Genomic DNA, 14,710 nt, shown 5'->3' on the forward strand with positions numbered 1-14,710 from the left:
TATCATGCGCTGCGAGCCAGGCCCGCAGCGCATTGTCAGCCTTATGCGATAGCTTCGCGCAGGCGTGCTTTCATATCGTTGTAAGTGGTTTGTGCATAATTTTCAGCCCAGCGCTGGTCTTCAATCGCCGTCACGTTAACCGCACAATATTTGGTTTCCGGTGTTTTGGAGATAGGATCCAGGTTGTCCTGAGTCAGTTCGTTACATGCGCCAATCCACCACTGGTAGGTCATGTACACGGCCCCCGTATTGATACGCTCGTTGATATTGGCACGGCTGATAACTTTCCCGCGGCGGGAAGCCACCCAGACCAGTTGCTGGTCTTTCACGCCAAGGCGTTGCGCATCTTCCGGGTTGAGTTGTACAAAGCCAGGTTCATCTGCCAGCGTTTGCAGTGCCGCACAGTTACCGGTCATAGAACGGCAAGAGTAGTGGCCCACTTCACGCACGGTGCACAATACCAGCGGGTAGTCGTTATCCGGCACTTCAGCCGGTGCGCGCCACTGTGCAGCAAACAATTTACCTTTGCCGCTATCGGTATCGAACTTGTTACCTTTGTACAGGTACTGGGTACCCGGGTGGTCAAGCGTTGGGCAAGGCCACTGAACGTGCCCCATATCACCCATTTTTTCGTAGGTTACGCCATAGAACAGCGGGCACAACTCACGCAACTCATCCCAAATTTGCTGGTTGTTTTCATAGTGCATGGGGTAACCCATTGCTGTCGCAAGCAGGCTGATAATTTCCCAGTCACGTTTCACGTTGTACTGCGGTTCAATGGCTTTTTCGAAACGCTGGAAACCACGGTCAGCACAAGTGAAGACACCACCATGCTCACCCCAGGAGGTAGCAGGCAGCAGCACATCGGCCACTTCGGCGGTTTTAGTCAGGAAGATATCCTGCACGACAACAAAATCGAGCGCTTCAAACCCTTTACGCACCAGGCCCAGGTCGGCTTCAGTTTGCAGCGGGTCTTCGCCCATGATGTAGTAGGCTTTGATTTTCCCTTCCAGCGCCAGGTGTGGCACTTCGGTAATGCGGGTACCCACTTTGTCATCCATGATTGCCGGGTCAATATTCCAGGCTTTGGCAAACTTGGCACGCACATCGGCGTCGGTAACATCCTGGTAGCCCGGGAACTGGTTAGGCAGAACCCCCATGTCACAGGCACCCTGTACGTTGTTCTGACCACGAACCGGGCCAACACCAACATTTTCACGACCCAGGTTACCGGTCAGCAGCGCAAGGCTTGCGAGACCTTTAACCACATCAACAGCCTGGCCAAACTGAGTAACACCCATACCCCACATGATAGTGGCGGAAGGTGCCGCGGCATAAGTACGCATCGCCTGGCGAATTTGCTGCGCGCTAACCCCAGTCAGGTGTTCTACAGCTTCCGGTGCGTAGTCTTTTACCACTTCACGGTAAGCATCCAGACCTTCGGTATATTTCGCAACATACTCTTTGTCGTAGAGGTTTTCTTCCAGCAGGACATAAGCGAAGGCATTCACCAGCGCCATGTTACAACCGTTTTTAATTTGCAAATGCTGGTCAGCGATACGGGCGGTTTCAATGCGACGCGGGTCGCAAACAATAATTTTGGCGCCATTTTCTTTGGCTTTAATCACCCGGCGCGCCACGATTGGGTGTGAATCCGCACAGTTGTAACCAATTACCAGCAGGCAACGTGAATTCTCAATGTCACCAATGGAATTACTCATTGCCCCATTACCTAATGCTGCCTGCAAACCGGCAACAGACGGGCCATGGCACACACGCGCACAGCAATCGACGTTATTGGTATTGAGCACCGCACGGGCAAACTTCTGCATCACAAAGTTAGTTTCGTTACCCGTACCACGAGAAGAACCGGTGGTCATGATAGAACGCGGGCCATATTTGGCTTTGATATCACTTAAACGTTTTGCGGTGTAGCTGATAGCTTCTTCCCAGGAAACAGGCTGAAGTTTGCCACCTTTTTCATAGCGGATCATTGGCTGCTGGAGGCGTGGTGTCAGCAGTTTGGTATCGTTCAGGAAGTCCCAGCCATAGTAGCCTTTAAGGCACAATTCATTCTGGTTGGTTTTGCCATCAGCCGCTTCAGCACGGATGATTTTGTTGTTTTCAACGACAAGTTTCAGTTTGCAGCCTGCTCCGCAATAGGGGCAAACACTGGTAATCTTTTTCATCTATAACAGACCTGTTAAAAGTTGAAAGTCACTGAGATTAAAACATCAGCGATGTGGTGGTATCCAGAGCAGCACGGCGGCGTTTTTCCGCACTCATTGACTCCAGCTTATTTCTGTCGACACAAACAATTGCGTTGGTCGGGCAGGCCTCAACACAGGCAGGGCCATTTTCACGGTGAAAACACAGGTCACATTTGTGCGCTTCTGCTTTTTCAGCCTGAATATTCAGCCCGGCACCGCTGTTACGCACTACCGGTTTCACGACGACATCCATCGCGCCATAGGGGCAGGCAACAACACAGGTTTTACAACCAATGCAGCGTTCTTGCATAACATGAACAAAACCTTTATCGCGGCTGATGGCGCCGTTCGGGCAAACATTGGCACAGGGAGCATCTTCACACTGGCGGCACATGGTTGCCGTCGAAACGTTGACGCCTTTAATAACGTGAATGCGTGGTTGAAAAGTCTGTGGCGTCAGCGCAGCGCAATCCTGGTTTTCCTGGTGAGATACCACACATGCCACTTCACATGTGCGACACCCGATACATTTGCTCGCATCAGCAAGGATGAAACGGTTCATCTACTTCTCCAGCAGTAATAGTGGTTTCCGCGCTTATTAAGCACGTTTCATGCCAACTATTAATGCATTGTTATTTAACGATTTTATTTTTTATTTTTGCCAAAAAAAATGTCATCGACACAAGTGACGATGACATTTGACAACATGATGACAGCTAAAAATCAGCAGTCTGGCTCCAGTAAGGCAAAGCCGCCCTGCCCTTCCCAACTGGCAAGCCGGGCATAAACTTCATCCACGGCAGCAATCACCGGAGCCGTCATGGGGTAATAAAAACCCACGATATCGGGTTGGATACCGAGGAAAATCACCTCGCCCACATCCTCTTTGATTTGGTCAACCAAATAGTTCAGCGGCATATTATGGGTGGTCATCATAAACATTTCGGCAATATCATCCGGGTTGATAACCCGGATTTCGCCTGGGTTGAGCCCCATTTCTGTGGCATCAACCAGCAGCAGGCGGTCTGGCCGTAATTCACGAATCGCCACAACATCATTTTCCGGGGCGCTGCCGCCATCTATCAGCACCCAGTTACCCTGAGGAGCTGCACGAAAGCGCTCGGCCAGTAACGGACCGGCGCCGTCATCGCCCATCATGCTGTTGCCAACACATAACAATACGTCAGTCATGTTGCCTCCTGACCATCAGGTACACTGCCGGCTCCTGGTGAATAGCCTGCAACATTGCCAGCATTTGCTCGCTCCAGCTTTGTTGCTCCGGCGTTTGCTGGCTGCGGGCGTTATCAAACGCGTAAGCCAGCATGTCGACATGGGTACTGTCGATAACGATTTCACCATAACGCGGCACACCTTCCATTTTACGCCGCGCCTGGCTACCCGCTTCGAGTGTTGCCACCCATGCCTGGTAAGCCGGATAAGGGCACGTCAACGCGGCCTTCAGGCAGTCGATCACCCCCAGATGGTGGCCAATCGCCAGGCTGTAATACACCACTTGTTGGGCATCTGCGGGCGTATTGTCGTTTTCATCGACAAATTTGCGGCTCAACTGGCTGAACACCACGGTTTCACTCATCAGACACGCTCCCCGGCCACCAGATTTTGCAGATTGCCAACAATTTCACTCAGGCGCGGATCATTTTCGCTCGACAACCAGCTCCCCACTTTATCTTCACCCTGTGCCAGCATACGCAGGTAATCATTGGCAATCTGGCGGCCATAGCGGTAGCCCGCCAGGCGGCGCGCTTCACGCTCAATACGCACACGCAACGGCTGAACCATATCCGGGTGTAATAACTGTGCAGGCAGGTTATCCACTTCTCCCGGCAAACGGGCATGAATTTTCTGCTCCAACAACCCTAACGCCATGGCAAAACCATACAGTGTGGCTGCAGGTGTCGGCGGGCAACCTGGAATATAGACATCAACCGGCACTATTTTGTCGGTACCGCCCCAGACGCAATACAGGTCATGGAAGATGCCACCACTGTTGCCACAGGCACCGTAAGAAATACAGATTTTCGGATCCGGAGCTGATTCCCAGGCCCGCAACGCCGGTGAGCGCATCGCACGAGTAACCGCGCCAGTGAATAACAGGATGTCGGCATGACGTGGTGATGGCACAACCTTAATCCCGAAGCGTTCAGCGTCGAACAGCGGTGAAATAGTGGCGAAGATTTCAATTTCACAACCGTTGCAACCGCCGCAGTCCACCCGGTAAACATAGGCAGAGCGTTTGATTTTTTTCAGCAACGACGTTTTCATCTGCGCAATGGATTCATCCACTGTCATGGGAACCGGTATCCCGTTGGCGTCGCGTGGCCCTAACAGGTTGCTCATCAGCTGGCCTCCTTCATCTGGCGGCTGAAATCAATTTTATCTGACGGCGCAAGGCACTGCTGACGCTTGCAGTCCGGGCAGGTTTCAAAACTTTCCCGGCGTGATTCCGCGCGCGGGTCGCCCTCATGGGCTAACAAAGCAATGGCGTAATCAATCTCTTTTTGTACCGCAAAAGGCTTGCCGCATTCCCGGCAATGGCACAGGTCAAAACGCGCCTGCTGGAGGAAATCCTCTTTACGCCATACGGCAAGTTCATACTCCTGGGAGAGCTTAATTGCGGCTGTCGGGCAAACTTCTTCGCACCGGCCACAAAAAATGCAGCGCCCAAGGTTAAACTGCCAGGCTTGCTGATCAGTTGCCAGGTCAGTTTCCACACTCAGTGCGTTAGACGGGCAGGCATTGACGCAGGCTGCACAACCAATGCATTGCTGGGGGTTATGTTGTGGCTTACCCCGGAAATTTTTATCAACCTCAATCGGGCTGAGCGGGTAGCTTTGTGTTGCCACCCCGGTTTTCAACGCTTTTTTGATAAACGTAAACATCATTGCTCCTCTGCGCCCGCCAAACGCGGGCGCCAAAGACGTTATTTCAGTGGCGAGTTTTTGCGTTCAATGCTGTAACGTTCGAGCTCTTTATATGGCACAACTTTGCTCTTACGTTTACGCACATCCACTACCGTCATACGGTCCGTACAGGAGTAGCACGGGTCAAGACTGCCGATAATCAACGGTGCGTCAGACACGGTATTACCGCGCAACATGTAACGCAGAGTTGGCCAGTTGGCATAAGTCGCGGCACGGCAGCGCCAGCGATACAATTTCTGGTTGTCGCCAGTCATACTCCAGTGGATATCATCGCCACGCGGCGCTTCAGCAAAGCCTAAAGCGAAGCGGTGGGGAATATACGTGAAGCCTTCCACCATCAGCGGGCCACCCGGCAGGTTATCCAGACCGAAGTCAATCATATTCAGCGCGGTAAACACTTCGTTAATCCGCACTTTGAGGCGGGAAATAACATCGCAGCCCTGCTCGCTGTGGACTTCCATTGGCAGTAATCCATAGCCGACAAACGGGTGATCCGCACGGGTATCACGGGCATGCCCACTGGCACGCACCATTGGGCCCACGTTACTGAAGTCACGGGCGATTTGCGGGTCAAGGCGGCCAATCCCCACGGTACGCTGTTCAATATTTGGCGTGCTTAGCAGAATATCGACCAGATCCTGCACGTCACGGCGCATTTGCTGAGCCAGTTTACGTGTCTGAATCATGTCGTCTTTGAGCATGTCGCGGCGAATACCGCCAATCAGGTTCAGGCCATAGGTTTTACGCGCACCGGTCAGGATCTCGGCCATTTTCATGGAATGCTCACGCACCTTGAAGAACTGCATAAAGCCGGAATCAAAACCCACAAAGTGGCAGGCCAGCCCCAGGTTGAGCAGGTGGCTGTGCAGGCGTTCCACTTCCAGCAGAATGGCGCGGATCATCTGTGCCCTTTCCGGCACCTGAATCCCCATGGCATTTTCCACAGAGGTGGTATAGGCCGTGCTGTGTGCAAAACCGCAAATGCCACACACCCGGTCAGACAGGAATGTCACTTCGTTGTAACCCATGCGGGTTTCAGCCAGTTTTTCCATACCACGGTGGACGTAGAACAACCGGTAGTCGGCATCAATGATGTTCTCGCCATCAACAAACAGGCGGAAATGCCCTGGTTCATCCGAGGTGACATGCAGCGGGCCAATCGGCACCACATTGTTTTTCTTGTCGCCCAGTTCATTAATGAACGGGTAAGTTTCCTGATCGGTGGTCGGTGCAGGGCGCTGGCGGTAGTCCATGCTGTCTTTGCGCAGCGGATACAAATCATCCGGCCAGTCATCAGGCAGTACCAGGCGGCGCTCATCGGGCAACCCGACAGGCTGCAGGCCATACATATCGCGCACTTCACGCTCGCCCCACACCGCAGCCGGTACTCGTGGCGTTACCGCCGGGTACTCCAGTTTCACCGGGTCTACTTCAACACGAACCGTAATCCAGCAACGCACGCCCTGCTCCATCGACAGCACATAGTAGACCGCGTAGTTACCACACAACTGGCGTTCGTCATTACCAAACAACACTGACAACCATCCACCTTGTTGGTAGTAGAGATGTTCCACCACCTCAGGCAGCCGGTCGACCTTAACCGTTAATGTTATCTGGTCTTTGGTCTGCCAGGCTTCTTCCAGGATAACGCCCGGGAAAGCCTGATGTAGCGCAGCAATATACTGCTGGCCGATTTTTTCTTCTGACATGGATACACTCTCTTAAATCACGCCACCAACAAGGAGACGAACGCTAAAAAGGCAAAGCCGAACCCGGCCCAGGTAACCCGGGAGGTGGCAAGAAAACGCAAACGCGCCATGCTGTTTTCAAACAGAGCAATCACCAGCACCCCAACCACCAGTTTGACCAGCGCGATAACCACCGCCAGCGCCAGGCCAGACCAGGAGAACTGAGTCATTTGCCCCCAGGGGATAAAAACCCCAAGAAACATTTGCAGCACCACCAGTTGCTTCAGGCTGATTGCCCATTTCATGACAGCAAACCCGGCACCGCTGTATTCCGATAACGGCCCTTCCTGCAGTTCCTGTTCAGCTTCCGCCAGGTCGAACGGCAGTTTGCCCATTTCAATGAATGTGGCGAAGCCACAGGCAACCAGAGCCAGAACCAATGGAATGCTGTGGGAAACAGGCCAGTGCGCAATAATCAATGCGATATTGCCAACATTAGTGGAACCAGCCACTAACGCTGCCACCCATAAACCCAACAGCAACATGGGTTCAACCAGAACCCCGAGCATTGCCTCACGGCTGGCACCCAGGCCAGTAAACGGGCTGCCGGTATCCAGACCGGCTATGGCGAAGAAAAAGCGCACAATAGCGAACAGGTAGAGAAGCGTTATCAGGTCACCCAGTGGTGCAAGGGGAGAAGCTATTGTCACCACCGGCAACGCGGTGGCAATCGTCAGCAACACACCACACATCACAAAAGGTGTCAGGCGGAACACCCAACCAGATGCCGCAGGCGCCACGCTCTGGCGGCCCAACAGCTTAACTAAATCACGGTATTCCTGGAGCAGGCCCGGCCCACGGCGGTTATGCAGCCGGGCACGGGCAACGCGCGTCACACCAGCAATCAGGGGAGCCAGTGCAAACAGCACCAGCGCCTGAATACAGGCCAGTAACACAGTATTCATCTTCAGACTCCTCGGGTAATGACAACAACCAGCAATACAGCCAGTTCGATTAAGGCCAGGCGACGGAATACCCCCGCCACACATTCACTCTGCCAGCCCGGAAACAGACGCACCGGGTTCAACCAGTTACGCAATTTCAGTACCGGAGCAAACGCCCCTTTCACTGGCATGGCAAAACCGTGAGCCGTAATCACCATTGATTTTTCGTGGTCGTAGCCGCATACCCAGGCCATGCCTTTACTGCGGGCAGCCAGGCGGTCGCCTTTGAGCAACAACATCAGCAGGAAAGGCAGGAATGGGCAGGCCACCAGCAGCAATGTCATCATGGGTTGAGAAACGGTGGTATGTGCGGTAACCAGCGGTAATGGCACAGCCTGTTGCAGTAATGGCAACAGCCAGGGCGCAGCCACACCCGCCACCACGCAGCACAATGCCAGCCCGATAACACTGATGTTCATTAATACCGGTGCACTGCGAGACTGTTCAGCGGCGGCGGTACGCGGCGCGCCAAGGAACGTCACGCCATACACTTTCGCCATACACATCACAGCCAGCGCCCCGGTAATGGCCAGGCCAACAGCCATCAGCGGCCCAAAGAAGCGGCCAATAAACACAGGGGCATTACTCAAATGGAAGAAAGACTGGTAAATCAGCCATTCACCAGCAAAGCCGTTCAGTGGCGGTAATGCGGCCATCGCCATCAGCCCCACCAGCATGGCGAGAGAAATCGCCGGCATGCGTTTACCCATACCACCAAGCTTCTCAATATCGCGGTGGCCGGTGCGGAACCATACAGCCCCGGCACCAAGGAATAAGGTGGTTTTAAACAAGCTGTGGTTAATCAGGTGATATAAACCGCCGGTCAGCCCAAGGGCAATCAGCACGGTGTCATTCAGCGCACAGCCAATCAGCCCAACGCCAAGGCCCAGCAAAATAATGCCGATGTTTTCCAGCGCGTGGTAAGCCAGCAGGCGGTTAATGTTGTGCTCCATCAGCGCATACAGCCCACCGACAAAGGCAGTTAACATGCCCAGCAACAGCACCACAACACCCCACCAAAGCGGCAACTGGCTACCCAGTAAAGACAAAGTGAGAATGCCGTACAGGCCCACTTTCAACACCACAGCCGAAAACACTGCCGCTGCTGGCGCAGAAGCATTGGCATGGGCCTGTGGCACCCAGCCATGCAAGGGAATAATGCCTGCCAGCAGGCCAAAACCCAGCAGGCCAAGGATCCAGATAGCCGGAGTTAACGGAAATGCACTGACCGCGGGCTGTAAGTCGGCAAAATCCAGGGTGCCGTAACGCGCCCGAAGGAGCCATGCACAAACCGCCAGCAGAACAGTACCCAGGCGGCCCAGTAAGAACCACAACTTGCCAGACTGGCTGCACCCGGTAAGAAACACAGCACACAACGCCATGATTTCAGCCATCACAATCAACATGGCGAAATTAGTGGCTGTCACAGCAAGCAGTGCTGCAGCCATCAGCAAATTCAATAAGAAACCATTGCAACGGACATCTTCATGGCGGTGCCAGGCAATATTGAACACACTGACGAACAGTGACGGAATACACAGCGCAATCAGCCAGATACTGCTTAATGCAGTTAGCTGAAACGTCATATGCATAAAGCTGAACGAGCTGACAGCCTGAGGCGCAGCCCCAGTCAGCACGGCACCTGCCGCCAGGATAGCCATCAGGCTACTGGCCGCGCCACACACCCCGGCCAGCAGGCCACTGAGCGTGCGGGAAAAGGCAAAGAAAAGCGCCAGCACTGCGGTAATAATAAAACCGAGCACCGCGCCATCCATCAACGACAACGCATTCATTTAGTTGCCTCCGTCCCGGTATTGAATAAAGACAAATCACCCAAATTCGCATTCACCGTCAGCGCACGTTTACGTTTGCTGGCCAGCGCCAAATCTGCGTTGTCCACAACACGCAGTGCTTTGGTCGGGCAGGTACGTACACAGGCCGGGCCCTGCTCATCGAACTGGCATAAATCACATTTCACAGCCACCGCACGAATACCTGGCACCCAGTCCAGCATGCTGCTGACTTTGGCCGGAGCGGGCGGTGCCGGAGGCGCTTTAGATGTATTGACGTTGGCCGGAATATCCAGCGGGCGGCTGCCGGAGAACTCAATAGCGCCAAATGGGCAGGCAATACCGCACAGCTTGCAGCTCACACACAAACTTTCATTGAGCTGAACAGCGCCATCAACACGTTTAATCGCGTTGACCGGGCACACGGTCGCGCATGGCGCGTCTTCACAGTGGTGGCATAACTGCGGCGCGGATTCATTTTTATTGCGCATGACTTTCAGGCGCGGCAGCGATTGCAGCCCCTGCTGGCGATGCGTTTCAGAACAGGCAGCTTCACAGGTATGGCAACCTATGCACAGCCTGGAGTCGGCGATAACAAAACGATTCACCGGGTATGTCCTCGGGTCGATAGTCATTTTTGACGAAAACATGCCGCAAACTGTCAATTTCGACAGATGTCGACACAGGTTAAGGCTCAGGCCAGTGCGTGGCGGGCCAGTTCTTGTTTAAGCTCACTGACATTCAGTGGCGTATCATCATGTACTGCCTGGTACAGGCTGTCGTAGACACTGCCAATCTTGCCAAGGTAGTGGTCGAGCACCTGCTGGCGGTCGCGGATATTCACGGTGTTATCTATCTGTCCGGCGTTGCTCAGCTCAGCCGTGCCAATCAGTAGCCGGGTGTTATCATCACGGGTACTTAAGGCATATTCGATGGTGTGGCAGTTAAAGCCTTTAGCAGGCTCAATGTGCACAATAAAGTGGTCAAACAGCACAAAGCAGAGATCCTCGTCGGGGCTGCATCCCACTGCGTGGTACAGGTGTGCTTTTGATAACGTGACGGCCTGAATCAGGGTGTTGCAGTAGGTATGCCACTGATCCTGTAGCTGGCGATGCCGGTCGGCAATGTATTCAGCTTTTTCGCTCAGTTCCCAAATGGTCATGTTGCGTTACTCTTTTGATGGAAGTTCCCTCCATAAGCACATAACGTGCCAATTTTTAATTAATTGTTTTTTAAGTATTTATTTTAAAATCAAACCAATGAGCAGCTTTTTGACATGTCATTTTCGTCATCGTCGTCATCGCTGACGACATTTCTTTACCTGGGGGAAAATAAAACATGGCACTTTTATTGCATCGGGTGCGCAGAGTGATTCACGAGGAGCAGTTATGCACGAAATTACACTCTGCCAGCGTGCTGTCGAATTAATGGAGCAGCAGGCTCGCCAGAATAACGCACAGCGTATTACCGCTGTCTGGCTCAAGATTGGCGCGTTCTCCTGCGTGGAAACCAGCGCACTGACTTTCTGCTTCGAACTGGTGTGCCGCGGCACACTGGCAGAAGGCTGTGCCCTGCATATAGAAGAACAACAGGCTGAGTGCTGGTGCCCGCAGTGCCAGCAATATGTCACGTTATTAACCCAGCGCGTGCGCCGTTGCCCGCAGTGCCAGAGCGATAAGCTCCAGATAGTGGCCGACGACGGTATGCAGATAATGCGCCTGGAAATCGAGTAGGAGTGCTGTATGTGTACCACTTGTGGTTGCGGTGAAGGCAACCGTTATATCGAAGGCGATGAGCATAATCCCCACTCACCTTTCCGTAGTGCGCCTTTCGCGGCGTCGGCTTCTGTTGCTCATAAACTGAGTATCACCGGACTGGCACCGGAAACCACCCACTTCGCGCCAGATGAACTGACAGGCGGCGACCTGCATTATGGGCACGGTGAAGCCGGTAGCCACGCGCCAGGCCAAAGCCAGCGCCGTATGCTGGAAGTGGAAATTGACGTTCTGGACAAAAACAACCAACTGGCTCGCCAGAACCGTACCTGGTTTGCCAAACAACAACAGTTGGTTCTCAACCTGGTCTCAAGCCCGGGCTCAGGTAAAACGACCCTGCTGACTGAAACCCTGAAACGCCTGCAAGGGCGAGTGCCGTGCGCCGTTATCGAAGGTGACCAGCAAACAGTTAACGATGCCGCACGTATCCGTGAAACAGGCACACCGGCAATCCAGGTGAACACCGGTAAAGGCTGCCATCTTGATGCGCAAATGATTCACGATGCCATGCACCGCCTGCCGCTGGACAACCATGGCATTCTGTTTATTGAAAACGTGGGTAATCTGGTGTGCCCGGCAAGTTTTGATTTAGGTGAACGCCATAAAGTAGCTGTGTTGTCTGTTACCGAAGGTGAAGACAAGCCACTGAAATACCCGCACATGTTCGCCGCCGCTTCACTGATGATCCTCAATAAAGTCGATTTACTGCCATACCTGGATTTTGACGTGGAAAAATGCCTCGCTTACGCTCGTGAAGTTAACCCGGGAATTGAAATTATCTCTTTGTCAGCCACCAAAGGCGACGGCATGGAGACCTGGCTTAACTGGCTGGAGGCGCAACAATGTGCATAGGCATTCCCGGGCAAATCAGCGCCCTGCTGGATGACAACCAGGCAAAAGTTGATGTCTGTGGCATCCAGCGTGATGTCGATTTAAGCCTGGTTGGGCAACACGACGAACAGGGCCAGCCGCGCCTGGGGCAATGGGTACTGGTGCATGTTGGGTTTGCCATGAGTGTGATTGATGAGCAGGAAGCCCGGGATACTCTGGATGCCTTACAGAATATGTTTGACGTTGAGCCTGATGTAGGCGCCCTGCTGTACGGCGAGGAGCGTTAATATGCATCTGGTCGATGAGTATCGCGACCCCGAACAGGTACGCAAACTTCTGGCACACCTCGCCCAGCGGGCTCCGCTGCTGGGTGCCACGCCAGAGCATCCACTGCGCATCATGGAAGTGTGTGGCGGGCACACCCACGCCATTTTCAAATTTGGCCTGGACCAGTTGTTACCACCCAATATTGAATTTATTCATGGCCCGGGCTGCCCGGTGTGTGTGCTGCCAATGGGGCGCATTGACACCTGTATTGATATTGCCCGCCGTCCCGGAGTTATTTTTTGTACTTTTGGCGATGCCTTACGCGTACCTGGCCGCCAGGGTTCCCTGCTGGATGCCAAAACGGCTGGTGCGGATATCCGTATTGTCTATTCGCCAATGGATGCCCTGAAACTGGCTCAACAAAACCCGGGCCATAAAGTGGTGTTCTTCGGGTTGGGTTTTGAAACCACGATGCCCGCCACGGCCATCACCCTGCGCCAGGCAAAAGCAAAAAACATCAATAATTTTTATTTTTTCTGCCAGCACATCACCCTGATCCCCACGCTGCAAAAATTACTGGAGCAGCCAGATAACCAGATTGATGCGTTTCTTGCCCCCGGCCATGTCAGTATGGTTATAGGCACCCAGGCTTATAATTTCATTACGCAACAATTTAATCGCCCTTTAGTGGTTGCTGGTTTCGAACCCCTTGATCTACTGCAAGGCGTAACCATGCTGGTTGAGCAGAAAATAGCGAATCACGCATGCGTGGAAAACCAGTACAGCCGCGTGGTACCTGATGAAGGCAACAAACTGGCACAACAGGCCATCGCCGATGTGTTTGTGGTTAATGGCGACAGCGAATGGCGTGGTCTGGGCGTGATTGACGCATCCGGGGTGCATTTAACCCCCGAGTACCAGAGTTTTGACGCCGAACGGCACTTTAACCCGGTGCGCCAGTCAGTCAATGACGACCCGCGAGCCAGGTGTGGCGATGTGCTTACCGGCCGCTGTAAACCGCACCAGTGCCCGTTGTTTGGTAAAACCTGCAACCCACAAAGTGCGTTTGGCGCGCTGATGGTGTCTTCAGAAGGTGCCTGTGCTGCCTGGTATCAATATCGAGCAGAGGAACCAGTGGCATGAAAACCGTTACCCTCGCCCACGGTAGTGGTGGGCAGGCAATGCAACAACTTATCGCCCAGCTGTTTATGCACGCCTTCGACAACCCCTGGCTGGCAACCCAGGAAGATCAGGCGCGTTTACCGCTGGATGTATTAACCAAAAGCGGCGACCATCTGGCATTTTCCACTGACAGCTACGTCATCGACCCACTGTTCTTTCCCGGTGGGGATATTGGCAAACTGGCTATTTGTGGCACCGCCAACGATGTTTCAGTGAGTGGCGCAATTCCACGCTGGATTTCCTGCGGATTCATTCTCGAAGAAGGCCTGGATTATGGCACTCTGGAACGGGTGGTCACCAGTATGGCCAAAACAGCCCGGGATGCCGGTATTGCCGTAGTCACCGGGGATACCAAAGTGGTGCCGCGCGGTGCCGCAGATAAGCTGTTTATCAATACCGCCGGTATTGGCGCAGTGCCTCACCACCTGAACTGGGGCGCAAACCAGGTTGCACCGGGCGATGTTATCCTGGTCAGTGGCACACTGGGCGACCATGGCGCCACAATTCTTAACCTGCGTGAATCCCTTGGGCTGGATGGCGAGTTGCGCAGCGATTGTGCCGTGTTAACCCCGCTGATTCAGGCAGTGACTGGCCTGCAAGGCATTAAAGCCATGCGCGATGCCACCCGTGGCGGCGTGAATGCCGTTCTGCATGAATATGCGGCAGTCAGTGCCTGTGGTATGGAAATCAATGAGGCCAGCCTGCCCTTACACCCGGCGGTACGCGGCGTGTGCGAGTTACTGGGGCTGGACGCACTGAATTTTGCCAATGAAGGCAAGCTGGTTATTGTTGTGGCACGCGACAAAGCCGAGGGTGTGCTGGCGCAACTTCGTGCTCACCCCCTTGGCGCAGAAGCGGCCATTATTGGCGAGGTAGTCGAACGCAAAGGTGTGCGGGTAACCGGTTTATACGGTGTAAAACGCACCCTGGACCTTCCTCACGCGGAGCCGTTACCGCGCATTTGTTGATGGCATAAGTTTTTGGCGTTTCTTTTTTGCCATTCGTTAAGATGTACTAAAGT

The 14,710-nt window shown here is 53.7% G+C and carries 16 protein-coding genes; 5 read left to right on the plus strand and 11 right to left on the minus strand.

Going from position 1 to position 14,710, the window contains the following annotated elements:
- Positions 1 to 41: 41 nt before the first annotated feature.
- The 11 genes from fdhF to hycA all read right to left on the minus strand — a co-directional run bounded on the left by fdhF (position 42) and on the right by hycA (position 10,796).
- On the minus strand, positions 42 to 2,189 hold the full coding sequence (fdhF, locus tag DES37_RS12750; RefSeq protein WP_036109663.1) for a formate dehydrogenase subunit alpha: 2,148 nt from the start codon (positions 2,187 to 2,189) through the stop codon (positions 42 to 44).
- A gap of 37 nt (positions 2,190 to 2,226) precedes the next feature.
- The gene (hydN, locus tag DES37_RS12755) at positions 2,227 to 2,772 is read right to left on the minus strand and encodes an electron transport protein HydN (RefSeq protein WP_036109666.1); all 546 of its coding nucleotides are present in this window, start codon (positions 2,770 to 2,772) and stop codon (positions 2,227 to 2,229) included.
- 161 nt (positions 2,773 to 2,933) lie between these two features.
- Entirely contained in the window at positions 2,934 to 3,401 is a 468-nt protein-coding gene (gene hycI, locus DES37_RS12760) for a hydrogenase maturation peptidase HycI (protein WP_036109669.1), read from the minus strand.
- Positions 3,394 to 3,804, minus strand: coding sequence for a formate hydrogenlyase maturation HycH family protein (locus tag DES37_RS12765; protein WP_036109672.1), 411 nt, complete (start codon positions 3,802 to 3,804; stop codon positions 3,394 to 3,396). Before DES37_RS12765 ends, hycI begins: the two co-directional genes overlap by 8 nt.
- A complete protein-coding gene (locus DES37_RS12770) occupies positions 3,804 to 4,568 on the minus strand; it encodes an NADH-quinone oxidoreductase subunit B family protein (protein ID WP_110026021.1) in 765 nt (254 codons plus the stop codon). The genes DES37_RS12765 and DES37_RS12770 overlap by 1 nt, the downstream gene beginning before the upstream one ends.
- A complete protein-coding gene (locus tag DES37_RS12775; protein ID WP_036109678.1) occupies positions 4,568 to 5,110 on the minus strand; it encodes a formate hydrogenlyase complex iron-sulfur subunit in 543 nt (180 codons plus the stop codon). Before DES37_RS12775 ends, DES37_RS12770 begins: the two co-directional genes overlap by 1 nt.
- A gap of 41 nt (positions 5,111 to 5,151) precedes the next feature.
- Positions 5,152 to 6,861 carry a hydrogenase large subunit gene (locus tag DES37_RS12780; protein WP_036109681.1) on the minus strand — a complete coding sequence of 570 codons (1,710 nt, stop codon included), beginning with the start codon at positions 6,859 to 6,861 and terminating at the stop codon, positions 5,152 to 5,154.
- Positions 6,862 to 6,878: 17 nt separating this feature from the next.
- On the minus strand, positions 6,879 to 7,805 hold the full coding sequence (locus tag DES37_RS12785) for a respiratory chain complex I subunit 1 family protein (protein ID WP_110026022.1): 927 nt from the start codon (positions 7,803 to 7,805) through the stop codon (positions 6,879 to 6,881).
- 2 nt (positions 7,806 to 7,807) lie between these two features.
- Complete coding sequence (gene hycC, locus DES37_RS12790) at positions 7,808 to 9,637, minus strand: formate hydrogenlyase subunit 3 (RefSeq protein ID WP_110026023.1); 1,830 nt, start codon at positions 9,635 to 9,637, stop codon at positions 7,808 to 7,810.
- Positions 9,634 to 10,242 carry a 4Fe-4S dicluster domain-containing protein gene (locus DES37_RS12795; protein WP_036109689.1) on the minus strand — a complete coding sequence of 203 codons (609 nt, stop codon included), beginning with the start codon at positions 10,240 to 10,242 and terminating at the stop codon, positions 9,634 to 9,636. Before DES37_RS12795 ends, hycC begins: the two co-directional genes overlap by 4 nt.
- Positions 10,243 to 10,328: 86 nt before the next feature.
- Positions 10,329 to 10,796: a formate hydrogenlyase regulator HycA gene (gene hycA / locus DES37_RS12800; protein WP_110026024.1), complete on the minus strand. Its 468-nt coding sequence runs from the start codon at positions 10,794 to 10,796 to the stop codon at positions 10,329 to 10,331.
- Between the two features lie 226 nt (positions 10,797 to 11,022).
- On the opposite strand from hycA, the gene hypA reads away from it, so the two are divergent.
- From hypA to hypE, 5 genes are read left to right on the plus strand one after another with little or no spacing between them, the layout of a single operon-like run.
- A complete protein-coding gene (gene hypA / locus DES37_RS12805; protein WP_036109693.1) occupies positions 11,023 to 11,367 on the plus strand; it encodes a hydrogenase maturation nickel metallochaperone HypA in 345 nt (114 codons plus the stop codon).
- 9 nt (positions 11,368 to 11,376) lie between these two features.
- Complete coding sequence (gene hypB, locus DES37_RS12810; protein ID WP_036109696.1) at positions 11,377 to 12,261, plus strand: hydrogenase nickel incorporation protein HypB; 885 nt, start codon at positions 11,377 to 11,379, stop codon at positions 12,259 to 12,261.
- Entirely contained in the window at positions 12,252 to 12,527 is a 276-nt protein-coding gene (locus tag DES37_RS12815; RefSeq protein WP_036109698.1) for a HypC/HybG/HupF family hydrogenase formation chaperone, read from the plus strand. The genes hypB and DES37_RS12815 overlap by 10 nt, the downstream gene beginning before the upstream one ends.
- Position 12,528: 1 nt before the next feature.
- Positions 12,529 to 13,650 carry a hydrogenase formation protein HypD gene (hypD, locus tag DES37_RS12820; RefSeq protein ID WP_036109701.1) on the plus strand — a complete coding sequence of 374 codons (1,122 nt, stop codon included), beginning with the start codon at positions 12,529 to 12,531 and terminating at the stop codon, positions 13,648 to 13,650.
- Positions 13,647 to 14,657: a hydrogenase expression/formation protein HypE gene (gene hypE / locus DES37_RS12825; RefSeq protein ID WP_110026025.1), complete on the plus strand. Its 1,011-nt coding sequence runs from the start codon at positions 13,647 to 13,649 to the stop codon at positions 14,655 to 14,657. The genes hypD and hypE overlap by 4 nt, the downstream gene beginning before the upstream one ends.
- Positions 14,658 to 14,710: the final 53 nt, after the last annotated feature.

It is taken from the genome of Mangrovibacter plantisponsor, assembly GCF_003182475.1.
Classification (GTDB): domain Bacteria; phylum Pseudomonadota; class Gammaproteobacteria; order Enterobacterales; family Enterobacteriaceae; genus Mangrovibacter; species Mangrovibacter plantisponsor.

What these genes read in the sequence shown, in the direction of transcription:
- fdhF (WP_036109663.1), bottom strand. Translation starts at nt 2,189, where the DNA reads ATGAAAAAGATTACCAGTGTTTGCCCCTATTGCGGAGCAGGCTGCAAA.
- hydN (WP_036109666.1), bottom strand. Translation starts at nt 2,772, where the DNA reads ATGAACCGTTTCATCCTTGCTGATGCGAGCAAATGTATCGGGTGTCGC.
- hycI (WP_036109669.1), bottom strand. Translation starts at nt 3,401, where the DNA reads ATGACTGACGTATTGTTATGTGTTGGCAACAGCATGATGGGCGATGAC.
- DES37_RS12765 (WP_036109672.1), bottom strand. Translation starts at nt 3,804, where the DNA reads ATGAGTGAAACCGTGGTGTTCAGCCAGTTGAGCCGCAAATTTGTCGAT.
- DES37_RS12770 (WP_110026021.1), bottom strand. Translation starts at nt 4,568, where the DNA reads ATGAGCAACCTGTTAGGGCCACGCGACGCCAACGGGATACCGGTTCCC.
- DES37_RS12775 (WP_036109678.1), bottom strand. Translation starts at nt 5,110, where the DNA reads ATGTTTACGTTTATCAAAAAAGCGTTGAAAACCGGGGTGGCAACACAA.
- DES37_RS12780 (WP_036109681.1), bottom strand. Translation starts at nt 6,861, where the DNA reads ATGTCAGAAGAAAAAATCGGCCAGCAGTATATTGCTGCGCTACATCAG.
- DES37_RS12785 (WP_110026022.1), bottom strand. Translation starts at nt 7,805, where the DNA reads ATGAATACTGTGTTACTGGCCTGTATTCAGGCGCTGGTGCTGTTTGCA.
- hycC (WP_110026023.1), bottom strand. Translation starts at nt 9,637, where the DNA reads ATGAATGCGTTGTCGTTGATGGATGGCGCGGTGCTCGGTTTTATTATT.
- hycA (WP_110026024.1), bottom strand. Translation starts at nt 10,796, where the DNA reads ATGACCATTTGGGAACTGAGCGAAAAAGCTGAATACATTGCCGACCGG.
- hypA (WP_036109693.1), top strand. Translation starts at nt 11,023, where the DNA reads ATGCACGAAATTACACTCTGCCAGCGTGCTGTCGAATTAATGGAGCAG.
- hypB (WP_036109696.1), top strand. Translation starts at nt 11,377, where the DNA reads ATGTGTACCACTTGTGGTTGCGGTGAAGGCAACCGTTATATCGAAGGC.
- DES37_RS12815 (WP_036109698.1), top strand. Translation starts at nt 12,252, where the DNA reads ATGTGCATAGGCATTCCCGGGCAAATCAGCGCCCTGCTGGATGACAAC.
- hypD (WP_036109701.1), top strand. Translation starts at nt 12,529, where the DNA reads ATGCATCTGGTCGATGAGTATCGCGACCCCGAACAGGTACGCAAACTT.
- hypE (WP_110026025.1), top strand. Translation starts at nt 13,647, where the DNA reads ATGAAAACCGTTACCCTCGCCCACGGTAGTGGTGGGCAGGCAATGCAA.